Here is a 20,611-nt window from a genome sequence, read left to right as displayed (position 1 = left end):
ACTTAAGGTGCACCGAATTACTCGTGCACTGAAAGCTCTTTAAGCAGTAAGCTCATGCGATTGCCATCAGGTTCAATTTGCGTGAGCTTTATAATCATGTAGTTAAGCTCTGGAGCAAGCCAAATGAATGTCTCGCGATCAGAGTTTTCACCACGGTCACGCTCAACTCTAACGGCGTCATAGTCTCCAGCCGGAGTTGAGATACGCTCTTGCCCTGTAACATTAAATACGTAGTTTTGTAAGCGTCCACCGTCAGCGACAGGATAGGAAAGCCGAGTTTTTCCTGCTGCGAGATCAATCGGTATTTGAAGCTGGTAACTGAGTTTATCGTGTACGCCGGGTGAAATATCCATTTTCCAAGGTTTATCGTCAATATCCGTTGTGACTTTCTTTTCAACCCAATCAAACTTAAGCTCCGCGGTCCTACGTTTGCCTAGAATGCGGCGATGGTAGTGGTAATGGATGGGAAGAATGACGCCATCAGCCAAGCGAATTTGGGTTGTCTCTTCAGCTCTAGCCATCATTGCGGAGGCAACAGCCGATAATTTCCAATCACCGTTATCCATGCGGGTGAGTTCACGAGAGGCTTCTCCGCTGATGGTCAGAGCGGCATCTATTTCCGAAGAATAGGTCGCCTTGAAAGGTTGAAGCGATTGGATGGGCGCTTGAGCTGAGCTCATCGATGAAAAACTCAGAAGCAGCAGTAGAGTTGCTAAAGCTAACCACTTGTTGCTTACGCCCATACAATCTCCCGTAATACTGTCGGTCAGACTTTGAGTTCAAATCCAGAGCTGGGTAAGCAGTTGTCATCTAACATAACGCCATCAACTGTGACGCGTAAACGACCACTGCAGAACCAACTCACGGCTAAAGGATAAATCTTATGCTCCAGCGTATGCACTCGTGCCTGAAGGCTGGCTGAATCATCCTCCATTAAAATTGGTGTCTTCGCTTGAATGATGATAGGCCCACCATCCAGTTCTTCTGTAACAAAATGAACGCTGCAGCCATGCTCGGCATCCCCCGCATCTAGTGCACGTTGATGAGTGTTGAGTCCTTTATATCTAGGTAACAGAGAAGGGTGGATATTCATCAAGCGCCCTTGGTAGCGACTAACAAACTCCTCACTGAGGATGCGCATGAAACCAGCCAAAACAACGAGGTCTGGCTTGAACGAGTCTATTTGCTCAATCAAGGCAAGATCGAAATCCTCACGGCTTTCAAACATCTTATGATCTAAGACCATGTTGGGAATGTTGGCATTTTCGGCTCTTACCAAACCGAAGGCATCTGCTTTGTTGCTGATGACACCTACTATATCCCCATGAAGATCACCCTTTAGGGAGTGATCAATCAGGGTTTGAAGGTTAGAGCCACTGCCTGAAATTAAGACAACGATGCGTTGTGTCATGCAGTGTGGCCTTCTCGCATTTCAACTTGTTCTTCTTCTGGATCAGCAGATTCGATAACGCCAATTTCCCACGCATTTTCACCTAGCTCTTTAAGTAAGCTGAGTGCTTGATCTTTGGTATGGCTCGGTACCGCGATAACCATGCCGACACCGCAGTTAAAGGTGCGGTGCATTTCACGGGTTTCTACGTTGCCTGCACTTTGTAGCCATTGGAAAACGGGCGGAAGTTCCCAGCTATCAGTGAAAAGAACGGCTTTCGTGGATTTTGGTAGAACACGCGGGATGTTTTCAAGTAAACCGCCGCCTGTAATGTGGGATAAGGCATTAACTTGTACTTGTTTAATCAAACTGAGCAGGGATTTGACATAAATGCGTGTTGGTTCGAGTAGTGCAGCAGCCAAGGTGATATCGCCAATAGGCTGTTGGAGGTCAGCTTGAGAAACTTCAATGATTTTGCGGATCAATGAATAGCCATTGGAGTGTGGGCCAGAAGACGCCAGTGCGATTAGGCTATCGCCTGCTTGAACTGAAGAGCCATCGATAATTTGGTCTTTCTCAACAACGCCGACACAAAAGCCAGCTAAATCATAATCGTCGCCTTCGTACATGCCGGGCATTTCAGCGGTTTCACCACCGACGAGTGCTGCACCCGCGAGCTCACAACCTCTGCCTATCCCGGTTACAACATCTGCTGCCATGTCGACATTTAAGCGGCCAGTTGCATAGTAATCTAGGAATAGAAGAGGTTCAGCTCCAGCTACCACCAAATCGTTCACACACATCGCCACCAAATCGATACCAATGGTGTCATGCTTATTTAGATCCATAGCAAGGCGAAGTTTAGTGCCCACGCCATCGGTGCCAGACACTAGAACTGGCTTTTTATAGCCTTCGGGTATTTCGCATAACGCGCCAAAACCACCCAGTCCACCGAGTACCTCTGGACGTGCTGTGCGCTTGGCCACACCCTTGATACGCTCGACCAGCGCGTTACCTGCGTCGATATCGACACCAGCATCTTTGTAGCTTAGGGAAGTTTTTTCAGAACCTGTTGACATTACGTACCTGACCTTTAAAACCGGATGGACTCAATAGAAATTTAGTACAATAGTTTATCAGGTTGATGGTGAAGGGGCTATTGTGTGTTAAAGTTGAAAATAAATTAATTCACTGCTATCAGCCTTTATTGAGTGTCGAACGAACGTTATGCGGAGTTTTTTGAATGCGATTTTAGTGGTTGTGTTTAGTTTGCTGGCCCAAGTCAGTTTTGCTGAAGTAGCTGTCCCCAAAAAAATTCTTGTTTTGTTGGTTGAGTCGAATGACCAGCAGAGTGTTTTTGCGCGCCCAACCCATGAGGTTGCGCAAGCGTTGGTTAGGCAATCGAATGATACATACGCTTTCTTGTTGCCTTTGATGGATCTTGCCGATCAGCAGGCGTTACGTGAACAAGATGCCATTGACTCAGATATCCAAGCGTTGTTGCAAGGTGTGGCACGCTACGAGCCGGATCAATTGTTGATTGGGTACTGGGATGATCAAGATGCTGATTTAAAAACGCAGTGGTTGTTGTACGCTCCAGACAGCCAAGCCACCTTTGAGACAAGTGGGATGGTTGAGCAGCAGGTCGATCTGCTTGTGAAGTGGGTGCAAGAACAATCCTCCGTTGCAGAGGTCGTCGCAGTCGAAGATCCCCAGGCCTTGAGTGTCAGCCCGGCTCCTGTAGATGGAGCCACATTGAATCCTGACCTTGTAGAGTTGCCTAGTCCAGAAGTCGGCAGTCTGCAGATGAGTGTTTACGGGGTTCATGATGCCGCAAGTTATCTAGCACTCACGACTCTCTTGTCTGAGTTAGTTGATCGGTCAGCGATACAGCCAGTGTTGTTCAGTCAGGGTGTGGTCGTGTTAAGATTGCAAGTGGACAATCTAGAAGAAATCAGCGACGGGCTAAATGAGTTTGAGCGTCTGGTGCCTAGAGGGCAATCCTCATTGGAGTTTGATTGGAACTAAGTTATGACTCATGTTAAGGCGCCTGTTCAATTGCCTCTTGGCATCGCCCTTCGTGATGAAGCGCGATTTGAAAACTTTGTAGTGGGTGATAACGGTTTATTGATATCAACGCTTGAGCAAGCGGCCAGTGGACGTGGTGAGCAATATATGTATTTTTGGGGTGGCCACAGTCATGGTTGCTCGCATCTTTTGCAAAGTTGTTGTCATCTAGCTGATGAGCATCGCCGACATTCTGTGTATTTGCCTATTGCAACTTTAATCGATCACGATCCTTCAATTTTTGAAAATATGGATCAGTTGGATCTGGTCTGTATCGACGATATTGAACTGATTGCTGGACGTAAAGAGTGGGAAGAAGCCGTATTCCATTTGTACAATCGAATGCGTGCAGCTGGAAAAACCCTATTAATCTCTGGGAAAAAAGCCCCTGCTCATTTGAGGCTAAAGCTGGTTGATTTAGAGTCACGACTCTTGTGGGGAATGGTATTACACGTATATGCCATTGATGATGAAGCTAAAATATTGGCATTAAAAGCAAGAGCCGCAGAGAGAGGGTTTGAGTTAAGCCAAGAGGTGCTTCGTTACCTGTTACATCACGGTAGTCGCGATATGGCGCACTTATTGTCTGTTCTCGAAAAGTTGGATCATGCATCTTTAAGTGCCCAGCGTAGAATTACAATTCCTTTCGTTAAACAAGTTATGGGTTGGTAATGTGGTTCAACATTCATTAAATGATACGCTTGAAGGCATGGTGGCGCGCGATTTTGAAGGGCGTTCAAATGAAGATAAAGCAGACTTTTTAAAGCATACCTGGTGTGATCATTGTGCTGAAGCCGATCTAGGTATGGATCAGCCTATTGAATATGAGTACAAGGGTATTGTCACAATTGAAGGCCGCTGTTTAGTGTGCCGTCAGCCTGTATACACAGAATTAACCGACGACAGCTTTTAAGGCAGAGAAACGTGTCAGATGATTTTAATTTGCGCTTTGGTGGGACGCAGCGTTTATATGGCGAGCGTTTAACTGAGCATTTTACGCGGTCTCATGTTGTTGTCGTTGGTATTGGTGGCGTTGGTTCCTGGGTGGCAGAAGCGCTAGCGCGGACTGCGATTGGCAAGATCACGCTGATTGATTTAGATGACGTTTGCACGAGCAATACCAATCGTCAAATTCATGCGATGCAATCCACCGTTGGGCAGCCAAAAACCACCTTGATGGCGGCTCGAATCCGAGATATCAATCCAGACTGTCAAGTAATAGAGATCGCAGCATTTCTAAGTAAAGAGAATGTGGCAGATCTAATCGCTCCTGATGCTGATTATGTTGTTGATGCGATTGATAATGTGCGTGATAAAGCTGTTATGATTGCCCATTGTCGTCGCCGTAAAATGCCAATTATTACAATAGGGGGAGCTGGCGGCCAAATCGATCCGACCCAAATCAGGGTGGATGATCTAACAAAAACCTCCCAAGATCCTTTAGCGGCGAAACTCAGATCCGTTTTACGTCGCCATTATGGGTTTTCAAAGACGGATAAATTTGGCGTAGATTGTGTGTTTTCAACAGAGCAATTGCGCTATCCGCAACCGGATGGACAGGTTTGTCATCAAAAACCTAAACACGGGCAGTCAGTGAAGCTTGATTGCCAAGGTGGGTTTGGTGCAGCGACCTGTGTGACGGCCACTTTCGCATTTTTTGCAGTGGCGCGCTTGCTCAAGAAAATGGAAGCGCGCTTTCAACGCATGCACAAGCTTTAACTCTTAGGAAATTAATTCATGTCTTTTTCCTCTTATTACCGTGTCTATTGCTCTTTTTTTATCCTGTTTTTGGCCTTAGTCCTAGCAGGGTGTAGTCCTTCTGCACCGGAAAAAACGGTGACTCGCATAGAAGGGAATATTTTTGGGACCTTTTGGCAAGTGACGCTTTCGGGCAATCTGACGGAAGAGGTCCAAGCAACACTTCGTAAAGGTATCCTTCAGCGTTTGCAAGCTGTTGATAAAAGCATGTCTACGTATCGAGATGACTCAGAGCTAATTGGGTTTAATCATCATCCTGTAGGAGAGTGGAAATCTCTGTCGCCAGAACTCATGGAGGTGCTGGTGTTAAGTCAGTCAATTTCGGAGAAAAGCCAGGGAGCCTTCGATGTGACGGTTGGAAATTTGGTGAATCTTTGGAGCTTTGGTCCAGAGCAACGGCCCGATGCCATTCCTGATCCTGATTTGCTTGAAGAGCGACTTCATGAATCAGGGTTCGCTTGGTTGGTTTTAAATGAAGACTTAGGTCAAGCTCGGCGTTTGCAAGATTTTTTTGTTGATTTGTCGGGTGTTGCAAAAGGCTACGGAGTTGATGAAGTCGGGCGTTATCTTTCAGAGCAGGGATATGAGCATTATCTGGTCAATATTGGTGGGGAGTTGCTGGCAAAGGGGGAGCGTTCAGCAGGAGAGCCTTGGAGAGTTGGCATTGAATTGCCTCACGAAGGCGTGCAGCAAGCGCATCACATTATTGAAATACGAGATATGTCGGTGGCGACTTCAGGTGATTATCGCAATTATTTCGAAGTGGATGGGCAGCGATTTTCGCATACGATTAGCCCCGTGACTGGTTGGCCTGTCAACCACAGCCTTGCGTCAGTTACCGTATTGTCACCGGACAATGCCAGTGCAGATGCTTGGGCAACGGCGATGATGGTCATGGGTGTTGAAGCTGGGCTTGCTGTTGCGCAGCGCGAAGATTTAAAAGTGCTGATGTTGGAGCGCTCTGGAGATAAGTGGCTTACACATATTTCCAGTGCATTTAAACAGTACGTCGGTGAAAGTGCTGCGCAGTCTTTATTGCAATAAAAATCTCGGTTCTTACTATCTAGACAATCTAAGTCAAGTATCTGAAAAACTTTAGCTTAGGTTGACTATTTCAGTGAATTTCAATATATTCGCGAACCCTACCTATCCATTAAATCACATGAGAACTCTGATGGACCCTAGCAGTTGCTGCTTACTCATTAACAAAATATTGACATCGAGTTTGTTCGCCCGCTAAGGGTATCCTTTTGATACCTGTCTTCGGCGAGTAACGCTCGCTCAACGGAGACACTTATGACCTACGCTGATCTCGCTAACGCCCTTCGCAGCGCCATGGCAAAACAAGATACTGTTGCTATCGAAAATACGGTGACAGAATTCCAACCTGCTGATCTTGCAGAATTTCTTCGACATGAATCAACTGAAGTTTGTTTGAAAGTACTCGCTCATCTTGAGTTGACTGAGCGAGCAGAAATCTTTGGTTACTTGCCTATGTCTCTTCAGTTTCAAATCGCCGAGGAGATGACAATTGAAGGCTTAGCCCAATTACTGTCATCCATGGAATCGGATGAGCGTGCAGATCTTTTTAATATGATGTCTGAAGAGCGACAGACGTCTGTTTTAAAACGAATGGCTAAAGAGGAACGTGAAGACCTTCGTCGAATGGCGAGCTATGCGGAAGGGACAGTTGGTGCGATTATGACCAGTAACTACTGTAGCGTCCCAGAGCACAGCAGTGTTGAGCAGGCATTAGAGCGTGTTCGTAAAACGGCGCCCGATGCTGAAACAATCTATCAAATTTATGTTCTGGATCTGCAGCATCGGCTGGTTGGAACCATCTCCTTAAGAGAGTTGATTCTGACCAAACCGTCGGCGGCGATTAGCTCAATTATGACAACTGAGTTGATTACACTTGGTCCGAATGAAGAACAAGAAAATGCGGCAAAAAGTATCAGTCGTTATGATTTGTTGGCGGTTCCGGTTGTAGATGAGCAGGCTCGGCTTGTGGGTATTGTTACCTATGATGATGCGATGGATATTGCGGAAGCAGAAGCAACTGAAGATATCTTAAAAGGTGGTTCAATTGGTGATTTAGAAGGGAGCTTTAGAGATGCCAGTGGCTTTACATTGTATAAAAAGCGTATTTTTTGGCTATTGTTGCTAGTGTTTGCCAATATATTTACGGCTGCAGGTATTTCAATTTATGAAGACACTATCGCCAAATATGCAGTATTAGTCTTTTTCATGCCTTTGTTGATAGGTAGTGCTGGTAACGCAGGCTCGCAAGCATCCACTTTGATGGTGAGGGGCTTGGGGACAGGTGATGTGCAAATGTCAGACTGGTTCAAACTTTTTAGTCGCGAACTGGCAATAGCGCTGGCGCTTGGTTGCACTATGGCGCTCGCTGTCTCAATGATTGGTGCGTTTAGGGGTGGTGCGGATATTGCCTTGATTGTTGCACTGAGTATGGTTGCAGTGGTTATGATGGGTAGCTTACTTGGTTTAAGCTTGCCCTTTGTGCTTAAAAAGGCGGGGTTAGACCCTGCAACAGCGAGTGCTCCTCTAGTGGCGACAATTGCAGATGCCGCAGGTATTTTAGTTTATTTTGCAATCGCAACGGCCGTTCTAGGCCTATAAAAAAAAGCCCCTCGATGAGAGGGGCAAGCAAAGTGCATACAACTCAGGAAGAGTTGAGAGATGGGATGCGAAAGCTGCCTCTGGAAGAGAGCCAGCTTTCCGCGTCCTGTAGAACAGGACAACTTAAAGATAGTTTAATTTTGTGCAGTGCACAATAGGGTAAACCCTAATTTTTTAATATTAATTGTGTATAAGCACCAATTTTTTAGTCTCTATTGTTGCTAAAACCATCAAAACTAGATCTCGATGCTTAGAGATGAGGTTCTGAAAGGGTGAGCTGGGTAAGTCCCCATGACTCTAACTTCACTGGCAAAAAAGTTCAGCTCTTGTAATGCGTGCTGCATTGAAGGTTGATGTGGATGACCTTCAACATCTAAATGAAAACTGGAAACTTGCATAGTATCTGATGACATATAGCTTTCGAGTTTGACCATGTTAAGTCCATTTGTCGCAAACCCCCCTAAGGCTTTGTAAAGCGCAGCAGGTATGTTGCGAACTCTAAACATCAGTGTTGTCAAATAGCGCTTGTCTGCTTCGAAAGCAGGCATACGGCTTTCTTTTGCCAAAATCATGAAGCGGGTGGTATTGCCGTTCACGTCTTGAAAGTTGTCTTTGATGATTTCAAGGTTGTATAGCTCGGCGGCTAAGCTCGACGCTATCGCTGCATGAGTTGGGTTTTTTGAAAGAGACAACTCTTCAGCTGCACCGGCAGTGTCGAGAGCTGCAGTCTGTTCAAGCTTTAGCGACTTGATATTGCCGTCACACTGAGCAAGCGCTTGTGGATGTGATGAAACGGTGCGAAGGTCTTGAAGCTTGGTACCTGGCAAGGCTAGCAAGCAGTGGTTAACCGGCTCAAAATGTTCATCAATAATATGAAGTCGGGTTTTAGGCATTAAGCGGTAGATTTCTTCAACTCTACCTGCCGTGGAGTTTTCAAGGGGTATCATGGCCAAACGCGCTTCGCCACGTTCTACCATAAACATGGCTTCGGCAAAACTCGCGCAGGCATGTGCTCTTAATTCAGGATGAACTCTGCAGCAGGCTAAGTGTGAATAGGCGCCCTTATGCCCTTGATAGGCAATAATGTCATTGGATTGATTCATAATCGTTCGTCGTCATGCCGATTTAAAAATGCAATTATTGCACAGACATAGCGGTTAAGCACGATCAGGCTTTGAACTCAGCCTCAATCACGCCTATCATTGCACTCATTATTCAAAGTGTTGTAGAGGATTTGCAGATTGGCTCATACAGAGTTTGTTCCGGGGCAGCGTTGGATCAGTAATACTGAAGCTGAACTGGGGTTAGGTATCGTGGTTGAATGTGCCAACCGACGTGTGGAAATTAGTTTTCCGGCAGCAGGAGATAGCCGGACATATGCAACGGACAATGCTCCTTTAAGTCGAGTATGTTACGAGCCCGATGAGCAAATACGAAATGATGACGGGGTTCTCATCACCATTCGTGAGCGAATTGAACATAATGGCTGCTTTATTTATTTAGGCGTTGATGAGTCGGGCGCAGAGATGATTGTGCCAGAAATACACTTAGACAGTGCAGTGCATTTCAGCAAACCTCAAGAGCGGCTATTTGCAGGTCAGATTGACCGCCATAGTTTGTTTAAATTGCGTGTTGATACATTAGAACACCAGTATAGATTACAAAAATCGTCAGCATATGGGCTCATGGGGGCCCGTGTTCAGTTGTTGCCACACCAAATGTATATTGCATCGGAGCTTAGCTCGCGCCCAGCGCCCAGGGCTTTGTTGGCTGATGAGGTGGGATTAGGAAAAACGATCGAAGCAGGATTGATTTTGCATCAACACTGGATATCCGGGCGTGCTAAACGTGTCTTGGTCTTATTGCCGGATTCGCTGTTGCACCAGTGGTTGGTCGAAATGCTAAGGCGTTTCAACTTGGTTTTTACTTTGTTAGATGAAGAGCGTTGTTTGGCGATTGCTGAGTCCGGGCACGAGAACCCCTTTGATTCTGCTCAGCTAATTTTGGCGCCTGTTTCGTTACTGTCCAGAAATCCTTTACGACTGGAGCAGGCCTCTTCAGTACATTGGGATATTCTAGTGGTGGATGAGGCTCACCATCTTGGGTGGAGTCGAGAAGTTGTAAGTCACGCTTATCAATGTGTTGAGCAAGTTGCCCGCGTTTCTGACGGCCTATTATTGTTAACTGCAACGCCGGAGCAGTTAGGACCAGAGGGGCATTTCGCGCGTTTGAGGTTATTAGACCCTGATCGTTACCCCGATTTAGAGCGGTTTTTAGATGAAGAGTCGAGTTATCGACATTTAAATGTGTTGATTGAAGCATTGATGACCGAGGGTGCGGATCTGCTAAAACGAGATGCGCATTTACAAGCTGTTTTAGCTGAACGCTTGGGGGCGGATACCCTTGAACACTGGAAAGGACTTTCCGAAATTGAGCAATCGGCTAGCCTCCATAAAATGATTGCTGATTTAGTGGACCGTCAAGGAACAGGACGAGTACTGTTTCGTAATACACGAAAAAATATAGATGGATTTCCAGAGCGAGTGCTCCACACCTATCCGCTCATTGCACCGACACTATTTTCGTCCGAAGGTGAGGACGAGCCTGCATTGGAACCGCTTCTACATCCAGAGAAACGTTTAGGCGATACTTGGATTAGCAGTGATCCTCGCGTCGCTTGGTTGCTTGAATGGCTTAAAACCAATAAAAAGGAAAAAGCGCTCGTGATCTGTGCGCATGCGGAAACGGCCGTTATGCTTGAGGACTTTCTCAATCTGAGAGGGGGTGTCCGCTCGACTGTTTTCCATGAGGGGATGAGCCTCGTTAATCGAGACCGTAGCGCAGCCTACTTTGCTGAGCAAGATCTCGGAGCGCAAGTGTTGATCAGCTCTGAAATTGGCAGTGAAGGGCGTAACTTTCAATTTTGCCATCATCTGGTTTTATTTGACTTGCCCTTAAGCCCTGATCTACTTGAACAACGAATTGGGCGTTTGGATCGAATAGGGCAGCATCACAGTGTGCAAATACATTTGCCTTATTATCAACACAGTGCAACGGAAGTGTTAATGCGTTGGTATCATGAAGGGTTGGAGGCATTTACACGTGTTTGTTCAACAGGAGATGCCCTCTATCATCGTTTTGCACAGCCACTTAGAGATGCAATGCGTCACCCGGGCGAGCGCCACGCTTTGCAAAAACTGCTTGAGGAAACCCAGCAAGAGCGACAAGAGCTGGAAAGTGAGTTGTCTTTTGGGCGAGATCGCTTACTTGAAATGTCGAGCTTTAATGCAGCAAAAGCCGATTCAGTCATCAGCCAAATTCATGAGCTGGAAAATGGTAAGGCGTTACAAGACTATGCCGAAAAGCTGTTTGATCGATTTGGAATTGCAGTTCAGCCTCATGGTGAAAGGGGGTTAGTCGTTCATCCTGGAGAGCAGATGCTGTACCAGCTATCTGAGCTTCCGGAAGATGGCATGACTTTAACTTTCAGTCGTAAAGAGGCATTGTCACGTGAGGACGTTGAGTTTTTAAGTTGGGAACACCCATTATTGCTAGAGTTAATGGAGTTGTTAACTCGCAATGATCTTGGTAATAATGCATTAGGTGTACTCAAACTGCCGGCCTTACCTGCGGGAACCCTGTTGGTTGAAATGGTGTTTACGCTAAATCTCGCAGTGCCCAGATCGCTTCAGCTAGCACGTTACTTGCCCTCTGGCTATTTAAGAGTTTTAACGGGACCAGAAGGGCAGGATTTGTCGGCTGTATTGGCACATAAGCCTTTAAATCAATTGGTACAACCTGTGCCTTTAGCAACCAGTAGTAATATGGCAAGAGTTGCGCGTGATAACATCGTCTTGCAATTAAAGCATGGGCAAGCGATTGTGGATAAGCAATTGCCAGGTTTAATTGAATCGGCTTTGCACAGTTTACTGAGTGATCGAACGAATGAGTTGGAGCGCCTTAAAGCACTGGCGGCTGTCAACCCAGCGATCCATCCGCAGGAGATAAGTCAGCATGTTGACGATACAGAGATGATGAGGCTCGCACTGGAACGAGCGAGCCTGCGTTTAGATGCCTTACGTGTGATTGTCGTGTCGGAGTAAAAGCACACTGACTTAGGCGTAGGATGTGGCTCGTCGGTTACTTGACCAGACGAGCCACATAGCCACTAAAATGGCCGGTAACATTAATAGATTCAGTAACTCCCATCCCAATAGGCTTTGCCAATAGCCAGCCAGTAGGCTGCCAAGAGCAGCAAAGCCGAATACCAGTAAGTCATTCATTCCCTGTACTTTTGCTTTTTCTGCCGGTGCATAGGTTTGTGTAAGCAGCGTTGTGGCACCAATAAATGTAAAGTTCCAGCCAATTCCCAGTGCAACTAATGCGGTCCAGAAATGCCAATAGCCCGTGCCTAATTGGTTTAAAATAACGCAGGTAATCAGCAGTAAACAACCCGCTTGTATAACCTTAGTCGCGGAAAAATATGAAATTAAGCGGCCCGTGATGAAGGATGGGGCAAACATACCGAGTACATGCCACTGGATAACGCTGGCTGTACTGCTGAAACTAAAACCACACGCTTGCATTGCTAAGGGGGTTGCAGTCATGACCAGTACCATCACACCGTAACCGATCATGCCAGCACAAACTGCAGACACCAGCCGAGGTTGCTGAAAAAGTTCACGGTATGAACGAGTCGCTCCTTTTTGTTCTGCAAGGTTCGGTTTTTGCAAGGGTAAGAGTGCGATCAGTAGAGTTGTAAGGCTGTAGAGCGCAATTAATACCGCAAATGCTCCTAAATAAGGAATGTCCGATACCCAATCCTCCGCCCATATAGCTAAATTAGGCCCTAAAATGGCGGCAAGCACACCGCCAACCATGACAAGACTGATGGCGCGAGGGTGTTGATGAGGAGGGCAGCCTTCAATCGCAGCAAAACGATATTGTTGACCAACACCAATGGCCATTCCTAATAAGAAGGTACTCAGGCAAAATAGTGTAAAATTTTGATTTAACAGCGCGAAGTAGGCTAAGAACGCACCACTAACCCCGATGAGATTGCCAAGCATAAATCCGGTTTTTCGACCCAGCCATCGCATTAAGAGTGCGGCGGGTAGCGTGACCCCCATCAGCCCAAGAAATTGTAATGCGACAGGCAAGGTGATTAACGTCAGGGATGGGGCGATGTGTTGTCCAATCAGTGCAGTGACAGAAACCAATAAAATGTTACCCGAGACCAGTAAGGCTTGGCCTAAAGCAAGCCCCCAGACAGTGATAGGAAGAGACATGAGGTGCGTCCATAGTTCGCAAATGAGAATACGCGAATATAACACTTTAGCCGTAAAAGTTCAGAACAGGATGTTCAAATGAGATTATTTATTGCGGAAAAACCATCCTTAGGAAGAGCCATTGCCAATGCATTACCAGGCCCGCAACAAAAAGGAGATGGGTACATTAAGTGTGGTGCAGATACAGTTGTTAGTTGGTGTATTGGTCATTTATTGGAGCAAGCTGAGCCTGATGCCTATGACCCGATTTTTAAAGCATGGCGATTTGAGCATTTGCCTATTGTTCCTCGCGAATGGCAGTTACAGCCAAAAACGAACACACGAAAGCAACTGACGGTGCTTAAAAAGCTGGTCAAAGAGGCGGATGAGTTGATCCATGCCGGTGATCCAGATCGTGAAGGGCAGTTATTGGTCGATGAAGTCATTGCATGGTTCAAGGTTACCCCTCAAAAGCGAGCGACGGTTCAGCGTTGTTTGATCAGTGATCTCAATCCTGATGCGGTTCGTCGAGCGCTTGCTCAGCTTAAGCCCAACCAAGGATTCATTCCCCTGTCGACATCTGCATTGGCGCGTTCGCGGGCTGATTGGTTGTATGGTATTAATCTGACTCGGGCGTGCACCTTACAGGGGCAAAAGGCTGGCTATCAAGGGGTGTTGTCAGTGGGGCGAGTACAGACGCCCATTCTTGGGTTGGTTGTGCGACGTGATGAAGCGATCGAGGCTTTTGTCAGCAAACCCTTTTATGAGGTATTGGCTAATGTGCAAACGGATGCAGGTGAGAGCTTTCAGGCTAAGTGGCAGCCAAGTGAAGCCTGTGCTGCTTATCAGGATGAAGACGGGCGAGTTGTCTCAAAAGCCTTGGCTGAAAATGTAGTGCGTCGAATTGCTGGGCAACCTGCTCATATCACCCAGTTGAGTCGCAAAACAAAACAGCAGCCCCCGCCTTTACCTTACAGCTTGTCTTCATTGCAGATTGATGCTGGTAAGCGTTATGGCATGAGTGCTCAGCAGGTATTGGATACCTGTCAAAGTCTTTATGAAAAGCACACCTTAATCACTTACCCGCGATCAGACAGTCGTTATTTACCTGAGGAGCATTATGATCGGGCACCTCGTGTCATTCAGGCTGTTCGTAATACGTGTTCAGCTTTGACTGAGGCTGTGAATGGAGCGGATCTGAGTTTACGCAGCAAAGCATGGAATGATAAAAAAGTCGATGCGCATCACGCGATTATACCCACTGAAAAGCAAGTCAGTGGTACGCGCTTATCAACAGATGAACAGCGTCTCTATGAATTGATTGCTCGCCAGTATTTGCTCCAGTTTTATCCAAATTGGCGTTACCACGATACAGAGGTGATACTGGATATTGCCGGTGGCTGTTTCATCGCTCGCGCGCGCGAAACGTTGGAAAGTGGGTGGAAGGTATTGTTTCCATCTCGTTCGAAGGATGATGACGGTGATGAAGGCATACAGTCCGCCTTGCCGCCACTTCAGCAAGGTCAGACACTGCAGTGTCTGGGCGGAGTGTTGCAGGAAAAAATGACCCAGCCACCTAAGTATTTCACCGATGCAACGTTACTGGCAGCCATCACGGGTATTGCGCGTTATGTCAAAGACCCAGACATCCGAAAAATTTTGCGAGAAACCGATGGATTAGGTACCGAAGCGACCCGTGCGGGGATTATTGAGCTGTTGTTTAAACGGCATTTTCTGATGCGCCAAGGCAAGCAAATACTGGCAACCGCTGCGGGTAAAGCCTTAATTAATAGTTTGCCTGAGTCCACTACATTGCCTGATATGACGGCCGAATGGGAGGCGCGCCTAAATGCCATTAGTCAGCGAGAAGACAGCTATCAGGCATTTATGCAGAGCTTAGAAGCGACTCTTGGTGATTTGATTAGTCAAGTGGGGCAAACGGCTGTAAAGGTTCCTGCGGGTGCGGGAACTCGTCAGAAACGCAAAAGCGTTCGTCGTTCTAGAAAAAATACAAGTAAAAAATAGGTTGGTTGCTGGCGGTGTATCTATCTGGAATAGGAGGAGCATCAAACGCAAGTTAATCTATCTTCCCCAAGCCAAACCTATAATGCTGTTTTAATAACGACTTTGGAGACATGATGTCTATACCTGTTGCCTACCTGGCGGTGGTGTTAATTTGGTCCACCACACCTCTGACGATTGCTTGGAGCAGTGAAACAATTGATCCAGTGCTAGCTGGTTGGCTGCGTATGGGGATCGCTGCTGTTCTTGGCTTGGGGTTGTTAGGGATTCTTCGCATTCGTCTTCCACTGAATTTTCAGGCCCAGTTGACCTATGCCTATGCGTCACTCGGCGTGTTTGGTGCTATGTGCTGCACCTATATTGCATCGCGATATGTGCCTTCAGGTTTAATCTCAATTATTTTTGGTCTGGCCCCCATTCTATCGGCTATTTTCGGTATGGGGTTGCTGAACGAACCCGCCTTGAGGGCTTATCGATGGCTTGCCAGTTTTTTAGCGTTTCTGGGACTTGGGGTAATTTTTACGGACGATGTTGCACTGGGGCGCGACAGTCTTCCGGGTGTGTTTCTATTGTTGATGGCCGTTGTTCTGTTTAGCCTAAGTGGCGTATTAGTGAAGCGTGCCAGTGCTCAGGTTCACCCTTTGGCCCATACCGTTGGGGCTTTGCTGTGGTCTTTACCGGGCTTTGGCATTACTTGGTGGTTAATGGGGGCGGCACCTTTGGTCATCGACCCATCGAGTCGAGCGTTTTGGTCGGTCTTATACTTGGCTATTTTTGGCTCCTTAGTTGGTTTTGTTAGCTATTTTCATGTACTACGTCATTTACCTGCTAGTACGGTAGCACTTGTAACGCTGATTACTCCCGTGTTTGCCTTGATGTTGGGGCACTTGCTGAATGCAGAGCCACTGACACCTAGGTTATGGCAAGGGTGCTTGTTAGTGGTTGGCGGTTTAGCTTTGTTTTTCTGGGGGCATCGAATTCCCGTCCGTCAACCTAAATGAGGGGAGTCGCTTGATACGTAGTAACACTGTAATACCCTTAAGGCCGTGGTCTATGAGAGTCTTAACACAGGGTTATAACAAGTAAAGGAGGCCCCAGATGAGCAAGAAAATATTGATGATTACCGGAGATTTCACCGAGGATTATGAAACTATGGTGCCGTTTCAAGCCCTGCAAGCATTTGGCCATAAGGTTCATGCCGTATGCCCAGACAAGCAAGCAGGTGACAGCATCGCCACTGCTATTCATGATTTTGAAGGAGATCAGACCTACAGCGAGAAACCAGGCCACCGATTTACGTTGAATGCCAGTTTCGATTCGGTTGAAGCAAGTGATTACGATGCTTTGGTCATTCCAGGAGGTCGTGCCCCCGAATACCTCCGCTTGAATCCAAAGGTGTTGGCAATGGTGCAGCATTTTGCAGAAACAAATAAACCCATTGCGGCCATTTGCCATGGTGCACAATTGCTATCAGCTGCTAAAGTGTTAGAAGGGAAACGCTGCTCAGCCTACCCGGCTTGTCGGCCTGAAGTGGAGGCCAGTGGCGCCGAGTATGCCGATATTGCTGTGGATGCAGCCATAACGGATGGTAATTTGGTGACAGCGCCAGCTTGGCCTGCCCATCCGGACTGGTTAGCACAGTTCCAAAAACTGCTGACGTAAATCTGATATAAGGAGAGGGGTATGTGCCGATTATTCATCAATGCCGATCCGGCTTTATGGAAAAGTGACACGCACTCATTGCGTATCGATGGGATGGTGACCAGCGTTCGGATGGAAAAATATTTCTGGAAGTTGCTGGAAGAAATCGCTCAACGCGATGGTATGCAAACCCCTCAACTTATCACCCGACTTTACCATGAGTCGATTGATGCTGGGCATGATTTGGGTAACTTCACCTCTTTTCTGCGAGTGTGTGCTTTGCGTTATCAGGCATTACAGCTTCAAGGTGAGATCCCAATCAATCCTAGTGTTTCAATCGCCTCACTTGATGCGGATCAGATTCTACAGCGGGAGCAGCAGTCTAGGCATCATTAATACACCAGCAGTCCTTGCACCAATAGGGATCAATTGCTAACGTGTGATTTTGTCGTCAGACCCTAAGGGTTGAACCCGATAGCACACGTATGCGGACTATATGACTCCTTGTATTAACCTATTAAAAAAAGCGAACGTTTCTTTTCAGATTCATGAATATCAACATGATCCAAGTGTAAGTTCTTATGGCCTAGAAGCCGCTGAAAAACTTGGAGTGTCATCTGAACGCGTTTTTAAAACTCTCGTTGTCAGCCTCGATGGCAAAGAGCTTGTTGTAGCCGTTGTCCCTGTTGCCGAGCGTTTGAATCTAAAGCGCTTGGCTAAAGTCAGTGGCGCAAAAAAAGTTGAAATGGCGAATAAAGCTCAAGTAGAGCGTGTAACTGGGTATGTGCTCGGTGGTGTTAGCCCCCTCGGCCAGAAAAAGCGGCTTAGAACCTTTATTGATCGCTCAGCAGAAACATTAACGTCTATGTTCGTGAGCGCAGGGCGTCGGGGGTTAGATGTTGAGTTACATCCATCCGATTTTAAGTCTTTAACAGAAGGGCAATGGGCAGGTCTTGTTCTTGACTAGTCGATTCTGTGTGCATCAACATCCAGTTTATAAACACTTGATCCAAGCATAAAGGCTTTACCTTTGTAGCGCTCATCTCCTGTGCTTGTGAACTCAAATAGATAGGTTCGTTTTAAATGTAAATGGCCAGCTTCATTTCGTGCAGGTCTTATTTTGATCAGGGCAATGCTTTGATCGAGTAACTGTAAATGATGTCTATCACAATATTGTATCACCGCTTTCAGTGCCTGTTCTTTTGCCTTTAGGTTGTTCCACCAGGTCAATGCAATGACGCCGATGCCAAGAAAAACCACAAGATCAATTAAATCCAATGTCATAGTCGAATCTACCCGTTATCAAAGGCAGTTAAAGTGTGAGGCGAAGTATTTGTTAAAAGCCTTACATTTGCAACGCTGTTAATACTTGATAAAAATGGTAAGGTATAGGCGATGGTCGAATGACGGAGGTTAAGTGATGGCGTACAACCGAACCCTAGAAAAACTCAATTTTGATAATACATATCGGCAGTTACCCGATACCTGGTACCAGTTGAGAGAGCCAGAGCCCCTTAAAAATGTTCATTTGATTAGCTTTAATCCGAGGGTGGCGGCCTTGCTGGATTTAGATCCTTGTCAAACGCATCCAGACGGATTGATAAAGTATTTTTCGGGAATGGAGCCTTTGCCGGGCGCTGAGCCGTTGGCAATGAAATATACAGGGCATCAGTTTGGTCATTACAATCCAGATTTAGGGGATGGTAGAGGGTTGCTACTGGGTGAAGTGGTGAACTCTAAAGGGCAACGTTGGGATTTACATCTCAAGGGAGCTGGACGAACAGCGTTTTCACGTTTTGGCGATGGGAGAGCAGTGCTACGTTCCAGTATTCGAGAATACTTGGTAAGCGAAGCGATGACAGGCCTAGGTATTCCTTCGACACAAGCCCTTTGTTTGTTAGGCAGTGAAGAGTATACGCGGCGTATAGGTATGGAGCCCTGTGCCCTAGTGGTTAGGGTGACGCCTTGTCACATACGCTTTGGGCATTTTGAATATTTCTATTACAGTAATCGCCATGATGATCTCAAGCGCTTGGCTGATTATTGCCTCGATCGCTTTTATCCGAGTTTGCGGAGTCATGAAAATCCGTATTTGGAAATGTTCAAAGAAATTGCCAATCGTACAGCGCGTTTAGTCGCTTGGTGGCAAGCCTATGGCTTCGTTCATGGTGTTTTGAACACAGATAATATGTCTATTATTGGTGAAACGTTCGACTATGGCCCTTTCACATTTCTGGATAATTATGAGCCTGATCACATTGCCAACAAAAATGATGATGCAGGGCGATATGCTTTTTTCCGTCAACCTGCCGTTGTTTTATGGAATATGGCCTGTTTGGCTCAGGCGCTGTTGCCCTTGGTTGAGCGCAAAGCATTAGAGGCGGAATTGGCCGTTTTTTCCGAACAGCAAGCCCGCTTTGAGTTGGAGCGTAAGTGTGCACGTTTAGGGCTTTTGAAATCCAAGCCTGAAGATGCTGATTTAATTGCAGAGCTTTGGGATTTATTTAAAAAGGATAGAGTGGATATTCACCGTTTTTTTAGTGACTTAGTCGATATCCCCCTTGTTGATTTGTTGAGTGTAACGGATATCGCGAATTATTTTCCGACAAAAGCACCTGTTTTTTTACAATGGCTAGAAAAATATTATAGGCGTGCTTCTTTAGAGGCGGCGAGTCCTGCGATTCGACGTGCACAAATGCGCTCCGTGAATCCTTATTATATTCTACGGAACTACATGGCTGAGGAGGCAATTCGAGAAGCTGAGCAAGGTGATTACCGCAAGGTGAATGAATTGATGCCGTTGTTGCGTTGCCCGAGTGATTTACGACCGGATATGACATCCTTTACACAAGCCCCACCAGAATGGGCTGCGGCTATTTGTTTAACCTGCTCATCTTAATGCGCGAGGTCAATAATGTACTTTGAGATCAGTGATCTAATTACTTTTTGATACATTAAAAGCAATGGAATTAATGCATGTTTACTGTATATTTGAAGGGCCTTTATCCTTGCCGAGATGAGATTTATGGACGTTTTACTAGAGTTTTTGACCTATAACTGGGTTAACCTTATGGCGTTGGCCTGGTTTCTCTTTTGCTTTAACGGCTATATGTATTATGCGAGAGCAAAAAGTTATACCACACCCTGCCTTGCGAGCATCATGCATATTTATCGGACTGAATGGATGATTCGCATGCTCACGCGAGATAATCGTATTGCGGATACAACGGCGATTGCTAACCTTGAACGAAGTGTATCCTTTTTTGCCAGCACAACCATTCTAGTCATGGCCGGTATACTGACAGTCATGAGCTCGACGGAAAAGGCGATTAACCTGATTGAAGAAATACCGTTTGCAATGGCGGCAACTAAGCAAGAATGGGAGTTAAAACTACTGGTGATGCTCATGTTGTTTGTCTACGCCTTTTTCAAATTCACATGGAGTCTGAGACAATATGGTTTTGCGTCGGTGATGATCGGTGGTGCTCCTTTGCCATCAGAGAGTATCAGTGAACGTGAACGTGATGCACATGCCGCTCGTATTGCGAAAATGACGTCAATGGCAGCTAACAGTTTTAATATAGGCCTCCGATCCTATTATTTCAGTATTCCCGTCATGGTATGGCTCATTAATCCTTGGTTATTTATACTCCTTAGCTGCATTGTAGTTTTTGTGCTTTATCGACGTGAATTTACCTCTTCCACGATGAAAACCCTAACGATGAGTTCAGAGTTAAATCGTCCGATTGTAAACACAAGCGAAAATGGTACACGCTGAAGACTTGAAATTCAGGTTTGCGCCCTCATCATTCATGCATGATCAGAT

At 46.3% G+C, this 20,611-nt stretch carries 20 protein-coding genes; 14 read left to right on the top strand and 6 right to left on the bottom strand.

The window, feature by feature from the left end:
• Nucleotides 1-17: 17 nt before the first annotated feature.
• Genes DN062_RS06620 through purM form a run of 3 tightly spaced genes read right to left on the bottom strand, consistent with a single transcriptional unit; the run spans nucleotide 18 to nucleotide 2,469 of the window.
• Nucleotides 18-743 carry a DUF3108 domain-containing protein gene (locus tag DN062_RS06620; RefSeq protein WP_112158553.1) on the bottom strand — a complete coding sequence of 242 codons (726 nt, stop codon included), beginning with the start codon at nucleotides 741-743 and terminating at the stop codon, nucleotides 18-20.
• A gap of 23 nt (nucleotides 744-766) precedes the next feature.
• Entirely contained in the window at nucleotides 767-1,411 is a 645-nt protein-coding gene (gene purN / locus DN062_RS06615) for a phosphoribosylglycinamide formyltransferase (protein ID WP_112158552.1), read from the bottom strand.
• Entirely contained in the window at nucleotides 1,408-2,469 is a 1,062-nt protein-coding gene (gene purM, locus DN062_RS06610; protein ID WP_112158551.1) for a phosphoribosylformylglycinamidine cyclo-ligase, read from the bottom strand. The genes purN and purM overlap by 4 nt, the downstream gene beginning before the upstream one ends.
• A 160-nt stretch (nucleotides 2,470-2,629) precedes the next feature.
• Here purM and DN062_RS06605 point away from each other — a divergent pair, with 160 nt between their 5' ends.
• From DN062_RS06605 to mgtE, 6 genes are all read left to right on the top strand, one after another.
• Nucleotides 2,630-3,418 (top strand): DUF2066 domain-containing protein, encoded by a 789-nt coding sequence (locus DN062_RS06605; RefSeq protein ID WP_162301260.1) that lies wholly within the window; start codon nucleotides 2,630-2,632, stop codon nucleotides 3,416-3,418.
• A gap of 3 nt (nucleotides 3,419-3,421) precedes the next feature.
• On the top strand, nucleotides 3,422-4,129 hold the full coding sequence (hda, locus tag DN062_RS06600; protein WP_112158549.1) for a DnaA regulatory inactivator Hda: 708 nt from the start codon (nucleotides 3,422-3,424) through the stop codon (nucleotides 4,127-4,129).
• 1 nt (nucleotide 4,130) lies between these two features.
• The gene (locus DN062_RS06595; RefSeq protein WP_239995723.1) at nucleotides 4,131-4,370 is read left to right on the top strand and encodes a hypothetical protein; all 240 of its coding nucleotides are present in this window, start codon (nucleotides 4,131-4,133) and stop codon (nucleotides 4,368-4,370) included.
• A gap of 11 nt (nucleotides 4,371-4,381) precedes the next feature.
• Nucleotides 4,382-5,176 (top strand): tRNA cyclic N6-threonylcarbamoyladenosine(37) synthase TcdA, encoded by a 795-nt coding sequence (gene tcdA / locus DN062_RS06590; RefSeq protein ID WP_112158548.1) that lies wholly within the window; start codon nucleotides 4,382-4,384, stop codon nucleotides 5,174-5,176.
• 18 nt (nucleotides 5,177-5,194) lie between these two features.
• On the top strand, nucleotides 5,195-6,259 hold the full coding sequence (locus DN062_RS06585; RefSeq protein ID WP_112158547.1) for an FAD:protein FMN transferase: 1,065 nt from the start codon (nucleotides 5,195-5,197) through the stop codon (nucleotides 6,257-6,259).
• A gap of 252 nt (nucleotides 6,260-6,511) precedes the next feature.
• Nucleotides 6,512-7,855 (top strand): magnesium transporter, encoded by a 1,344-nt coding sequence (gene mgtE / locus DN062_RS06580; RefSeq protein ID WP_112158546.1) that lies wholly within the window; start codon nucleotides 6,512-6,514, stop codon nucleotides 7,853-7,855.
• A gap of 236 nt (nucleotides 7,856-8,091) precedes the next feature.
• Here mgtE and DN062_RS06575 read toward each other — a convergent pair whose 3' ends face one another.
• On the bottom strand, nucleotides 8,092-8,958 hold the full coding sequence (locus DN062_RS06575) for a prephenate dehydratase (RefSeq protein WP_112158545.1): 867 nt from the start codon (nucleotides 8,956-8,958) through the stop codon (nucleotides 8,092-8,094).
• Between the two features lie 138 nt (nucleotides 8,959-9,096).
• Here DN062_RS06575 and rapA point away from each other — a divergent pair, with 138 nt between their 5' ends.
• A complete protein-coding gene (gene rapA, locus DN062_RS06570; protein ID WP_112158544.1) occupies nucleotides 9,097-11,958 on the top strand; it encodes an RNA polymerase-associated protein RapA in 2,862 nt (953 codons plus the stop codon).
• Between the two features lie 12 nt (nucleotides 11,959-11,970).
• On the opposite strand, the gene DN062_RS06565 is transcribed toward rapA, so the two are convergent.
• Complete coding sequence (locus DN062_RS06565; RefSeq protein ID WP_112158543.1) at nucleotides 11,971-13,143, bottom strand: MFS transporter; 1,173 nt, start codon at nucleotides 13,141-13,143, stop codon at nucleotides 11,971-11,973.
• A gap of 78 nt (nucleotides 13,144-13,221) precedes the next feature.
• Between DN062_RS06565 and DN062_RS06560 the strand changes: the two genes are divergently transcribed.
• The 5 genes from DN062_RS06560 (at nucleotide 13,222) to ybaK (ending at nucleotide 17,752) form a co-directional block, all read left to right on the top strand.
• Entirely contained in the window at nucleotides 13,222-15,147 is a 1,926-nt protein-coding gene (locus tag DN062_RS06560) for a DNA topoisomerase III (RefSeq protein ID WP_112158542.1), read from the top strand.
• Nucleotides 15,148-15,260: 113 nt separating this feature from the next.
• Nucleotides 15,261-16,145 (top strand): DMT family transporter, encoded by an 885-nt coding sequence (locus DN062_RS06555; protein WP_112158541.1) that lies wholly within the window; start codon nucleotides 15,261-15,263, stop codon nucleotides 16,143-16,145.
• A gap of 97 nt (nucleotides 16,146-16,242) precedes the next feature.
• A complete protein-coding gene (locus DN062_RS06550) occupies nucleotides 16,243-16,806 on the top strand; it encodes a DJ-1/PfpI family protein (RefSeq protein WP_112158540.1) in 564 nt (187 codons plus the stop codon).
• 21 nt (nucleotides 16,807-16,827) lie between these two features.
• Nucleotides 16,828-17,181 carry a ribbon-helix-helix domain-containing protein gene (locus tag DN062_RS06545; RefSeq protein ID WP_112158539.1) on the top strand — a complete coding sequence of 118 codons (354 nt, stop codon included), beginning with the start codon at nucleotides 16,828-16,830 and terminating at the stop codon, nucleotides 17,179-17,181.
• 100 nt (nucleotides 17,182-17,281) lie between these two features.
• Nucleotides 17,282-17,752 carry a Cys-tRNA(Pro) deacylase gene (gene ybaK, locus DN062_RS06540; RefSeq protein WP_112158538.1) on the top strand — a complete coding sequence of 157 codons (471 nt, stop codon included), beginning with the start codon at nucleotides 17,282-17,284 and terminating at the stop codon, nucleotides 17,750-17,752.
• On the opposite strand, the gene DN062_RS06535 is transcribed toward ybaK, so the two are convergent.
• Nucleotides 17,749-18,069, bottom strand: coding sequence for a DUF3301 domain-containing protein (locus tag DN062_RS06535; protein WP_112158537.1), 321 nt, complete (start codon nucleotides 18,067-18,069; stop codon nucleotides 17,749-17,751). The two genes, ybaK and DN062_RS06535, sit on opposite strands and share 4 nt — an antisense overlap.
• 136 nt (nucleotides 18,070-18,205) lie before the next feature.
• Between DN062_RS06535 and DN062_RS06530 the strand changes: the two genes are divergently transcribed.
• Both DN062_RS06530 and DN062_RS06525 read left to right on the top strand, forming a co-directional pair.
• A complete protein-coding gene (locus DN062_RS06530) occupies nucleotides 18,206-19,684 on the top strand; it encodes a protein adenylyltransferase SelO (protein WP_112158536.1) in 1,479 nt (492 codons plus the stop codon).
• Nucleotides 19,685-19,810: 126 nt separating this feature from the next.
• The gene (locus tag DN062_RS06525) at nucleotides 19,811-20,563 is read left to right on the top strand and encodes a DUF599 domain-containing protein (protein WP_112158535.1); all 753 of its coding nucleotides are present in this window, start codon (nucleotides 19,811-19,813) and stop codon (nucleotides 20,561-20,563) included.
• Nucleotides 20,564-20,611 lie beyond the last annotated feature (48 nt).

Source organism: Nitrincola tibetensis (assembly GCF_003284585.1).
Taxonomy (GTDB): domain Bacteria; phylum Pseudomonadota; class Gammaproteobacteria; order Pseudomonadales; family Balneatricaceae; genus Nitrincola; species Nitrincola tibetensis.
Note: the sequence above shows the minus strand (reverse complement) of the source record. Positions and strands in the feature narration are given on the sequence as shown.